Origin of the sequence: Pseudoalteromonas sp. SWXJZ10B (genome assembly GCF_015864475.1) — a bacterium.
In the GTDB taxonomy this organism is placed as follows: Bacteria; Pseudomonadota; Gammaproteobacteria; order Enterobacterales; family Alteromonadaceae; genus Pseudoalteromonas; species Pseudoalteromonas arctica.
In genome coordinates this window covers 1-4,427 of the sequence record NZ_JADYXD010000045.1, presented here as the reverse complement: position 1 = coordinate 4,427, position 4,427 = coordinate 1, and the positions used below count along the sequence as shown (strand labels likewise).

Annotated in this window: 1 protein-coding gene; it reads left to right on the top strand. The window is 50.0% G+C overall.

Translation table 11 applies throughout. The features are described 5' to 3' along the window. The coding region (locus tag I6F54_RS20035) for a beta strand repeat-containing protein (RefSeq protein WP_197142793.1) at positions 1–4,427 on the top strand (4,427 nt) is incomplete at both ends.

The window sequence follows — 4,427 nt, the reverse complement described above, 5'->3', positions numbered from 1 at the left end:
GGTACCTCAACAGAGCCTGCAGGCACGGTTATAAACATTGTTATTACCGACAGTAACGGTGATGAGCACCCAATCACCGCTACTGTGGATGCAAACGGTAATTGGCAAGCAATCAGCCCTGAATTACCAGATGGAAGCTACAACGTACAAGCCAGTATCACCGATGATGCAGGCAACACCGGCGGCGCCACACAAACAGGCAGCTTAGATACTTTAGCGCCGACACTGACGTTAGACACAGTAGGTGCCACGAATAACAGCACACCAACAATTAGCGGGACATCGAACGCGCCAGTAGGCACGGTTATAACGATTAACGTCACGGATGCAGATAATACAGAAACGTTCATCGCGACAGTACAAACCGATGGCAGTTGGTCAGCGGATGTACCGAACGCACTGACTGATGGTCCACTCACCATAGAAGCAAGCGTCAGTGACAGTGCAGGCAACACCACCACATTAAGTGAAGGCGCAACATTGGGTACCAATGCACCAAGTATTAATATTGATGCATTAATGGATACAAATGATACAACGCCGAATGTGAGCGGTACCAGCAGTGCAGCAAATGGCACTATTATCACCGTCAGTATCACGGACAGTAATGACATAACAAACACGGTACAAACAACCGTTACAGACGGTATCTGGAGTGTTGAAGCCCCTTTTGACTTAGCTGAAGGCAGTTATGAAGTTGAAGCGAGTGTTACAGATGGAAGCGGCAATACAAGTACAGCAACAGAAAATGGTGTAGTGGATACGACCATTCCTAATATTGCCGTAAATGATGTAACCGTGACTGATGACACAACACCTACGATCACTGGCACAGCGAATGCGCCACAAGGCAGCACCGTGAGCGTTGAAATCACCGACAGTAATAATATTACTCATACCGTAACGACCACATTAGGGGTTAATGGCACATGGAGCGTAGCAGCCACGCAAGTACTGGCTGAAGGCACCTTTACAGTGAGCGCCAGTGTGAGCGATGCCGCAGGCAACGAAGCCACTGCCACAGGCACTGGTGAAATAGATACCATTGCACCGACACTTGTACTTACCAGTCCAGGCTCAAGTAGCGACATCACCCCGACACTTAGCGGCACAAGCGATGCCGTTGAAGGCACCGTTATTAACTTCACCGTGGTGGACGATCAAGGCAATACACAAACCTTTACGACCACTGTGGATGCCGATGGCAACTTCTTTATAGAAGTACCGACTGCCTTGGCAGAAGGGCCGTACACGATCACCGCCAGCATCAGCGATGCAGCAGGTAACAGCACCGGTATTACAGGTAACGGCACAATAGACACGACCGCGCCAAGCATTACCGTGGATGCGCCAGTACTCACCAATGACACCACACCCACAGTGACTGGTACCAGTGATGCACCTAATAGCACTATCACAGTTACGTTTACAGATGCAGCGAATGCCACTCAAAGCATTGATGTACAAACCGATACAAGTGGTAACTGGAGTGCAACGCCAAGCGGCGATTTAGCGGAAGGTAATTACAGCGTCAGCGCCAGCATCACCGATGCTGCAGGCAACACAGGCACAGGTACAGACAGTGGCGAAGTCGATATAACACCGCCAGACTTAGCATTTACACCTACCTTCTTATTAGGCTCATTGGTGTTATTAAACGGCACCTCTGATTTACCGGCTGGCAGTGAAATTACCATTACTGAGCAACTTGTTGGCGGCGGTGTGGGCGTAAGTTACACCACAACCACTGACGCCAATGGTAACTGGTCACTGACTGGTATTGATATCTCATTACTGAACTTAGGCTCAGTGATCGCAACAGCGACCGATGCAGCAGGTAATACCCGTACAATTAGCTCAGACGACTTTGATAATACGCCACCGACACTCACTGTTGATGTTGCAGCACAAAGCGACAGCAACACGCCAATCATAAGCGGCACAAGCGATGCAGGTGAGGGTGCACAAGTGACGATTGTGGTTACCGACAGCAACGGCAACCCACAAACCATCACCGCGCTTGTGGATGCAAACGGTGATTGGAGCGCCACACCAGCGACACCATTAAGTGAAGGTCAAAGCACCATTGAAGTAAGTGTACGCGACAGTGTTGGCAATGAAACCACCGTGAGTGACACCACGACTATCGACACGCAAGCGCCAACGCTCACCATTCAAAACGTAGGCGATGTTAGCGATTTAACACCTGAGCTGCAGGGCACCAGTAATGAAATTGGTGGCACTGTCACACTCACTATCACGGATAGCGCAGGTGCTGTGCAAACCATTGATACAATAGTTGACAGCGATGGCCACTGGGTTATTGAAGTATCAAACGCGCTTGCCCAAGGTGACTTCACAGTTGTTGCGAGCATTACCGATGCCGCAGGCAATGAGAGCACAGCGAATAGCAGTGGCAATGTTGATACGGTTACACCAATCGTCACTGTTGACGCATTGGGTCTAGGTAACGACAGCACCCCAGTTGTTAGTGGTACCTCAACAGAGCCTGAAGGCACGGTTATCAACATTATTATTACCGACAGTAACGGTGATGAGCACCCAATCACTGCCACAGTTGATGCCAGCGGTAATTGGCAAGCAACCAGCCCTGAATTACCAGATGGCAGCTACACCGTACAAGCCAGTATCACCGATGATGCAGGCAACACCGGTGGCGCAGTTCAATCAGGCACTCTTGATACCTTAGCACCGACATTAACACTGGATACCGTGGGCGCCACGAATAACAGCACACCAACAATTAGCGGGACATCAAACGCGCCAGCAGGCACGGTTATAACGATTAACGTCAGGGATGCAGATAACACAGAAACGTTCACCGCGACAGTACAAGCCGATGGCAGTTGGTCAGCAGATGTACCGAATGCACTGAGCGATGGTGAGCTCACCATTGAAGCTAGCGTTAGTGATAGCGCAGGCAACACCACCACGTTAAGTGAAACCGCGACACTCAATACCACTGCGCCAAGCATCAGTATTAATGCACTGGTTGACACCAATGACACCACGCCAGAAATTCGCGGGACAAGTGATGCAGCTGATGGCACAACCATTAGCTTAACGTTTGAAGACAGTGCAGGGAATATTACGACTGTTGATACGACCGTAACGGGTGGTGTATGGAGTGTCGATGCACCAACTGATTTAGCCGAAGGCGAATACATTGTTACCGCACAGGTAGATGATGGACTGGGTAATATTGGCAGCGCCACAGAGACAGGTCAGATAGATCTAACAGGTCCGAGCCTTGTTATTACCAACAACGGTGCAGGCAACGACACCACGCCAACGATTGCAGGCAGTAGTGATGCACCGCAAGGCAGTACGGTAACGGTTATAGTGACAGATAGCAGTGGCACACCACAAACAATGAGCGCCACCGTACTTGCTAATGGTACGTGGTCAATTCCTGTACCGGCAGCCATTGCAGAAGGTGGATACACCATCAGCGCAAGCGTGAGCGATGCAGCAGGCAATGACACCACCGCTACTGGCGCTGGTGAAATAGACACCATTGCACCGACACTTGTACTTACCAGTCCAGGCTCAAGTAGCGACATCACCCCGACACTTAGCGGCACAAGCGATGCCGTTGAAGGCACCGTTATTAACTTCACCGTGGTGGACGATTTAGGCAATACACAAACGTTCACCACCACGGTTGATGAAGATGGCAACTTCTCAGCCGAAGTGCCAACAGCGATAGCAGAAGGACCATATAGTATTGAAGCTAACATCAGCGATGTGGCAGGTAACAGCACCGATATTATAGGCAACGGCACCATTGATACGACCGCACCGAGTGTGAGTGTAAATGCGCCAGTACTCACCAATGACACCACACCCACAGTGACTGGCACCAGTGATGCACCTAATAGAACTATCACAGTTACGTTTACAGATGCAGCGAATGCCACTCAAAGCATTGATGTACAAACCGATGCAAGTGGTAACTGGAGTGCAACGCCAAGCGGCGATTTAGCGGAAGGTAATTACAGCGTCAGCGCCAGCATCACCGATGCTGCAGGCAACACAGGCACCGGCACGGACAGTGGCGAAGTCGATATAACACCGCCAGACTTAGCATTTACACCTACCTTCTTATTAGGTTCATTGGTGTTATTAAACGGTACATCTGATTTACCGGCTGGCAGTGAAATTACTATTACTGAGCAACTTGTTGGCGGCGGTGTGGGCGTAAGTTACACCACAACCACTGACGCCAATGGTAACTGGTCACTGACTGGTATTGATATCTCATTACTGAACTTAGGCTCAGTGATCGCAACAGCGACCGATGCCGCAGGTAATACCCGTACAATTAGCTCAGATGACTTTGATAATACACCGCCGACACTCACTGTTGATGTTGCAGCACAAAGCGACAGCAACACGCCAATCAT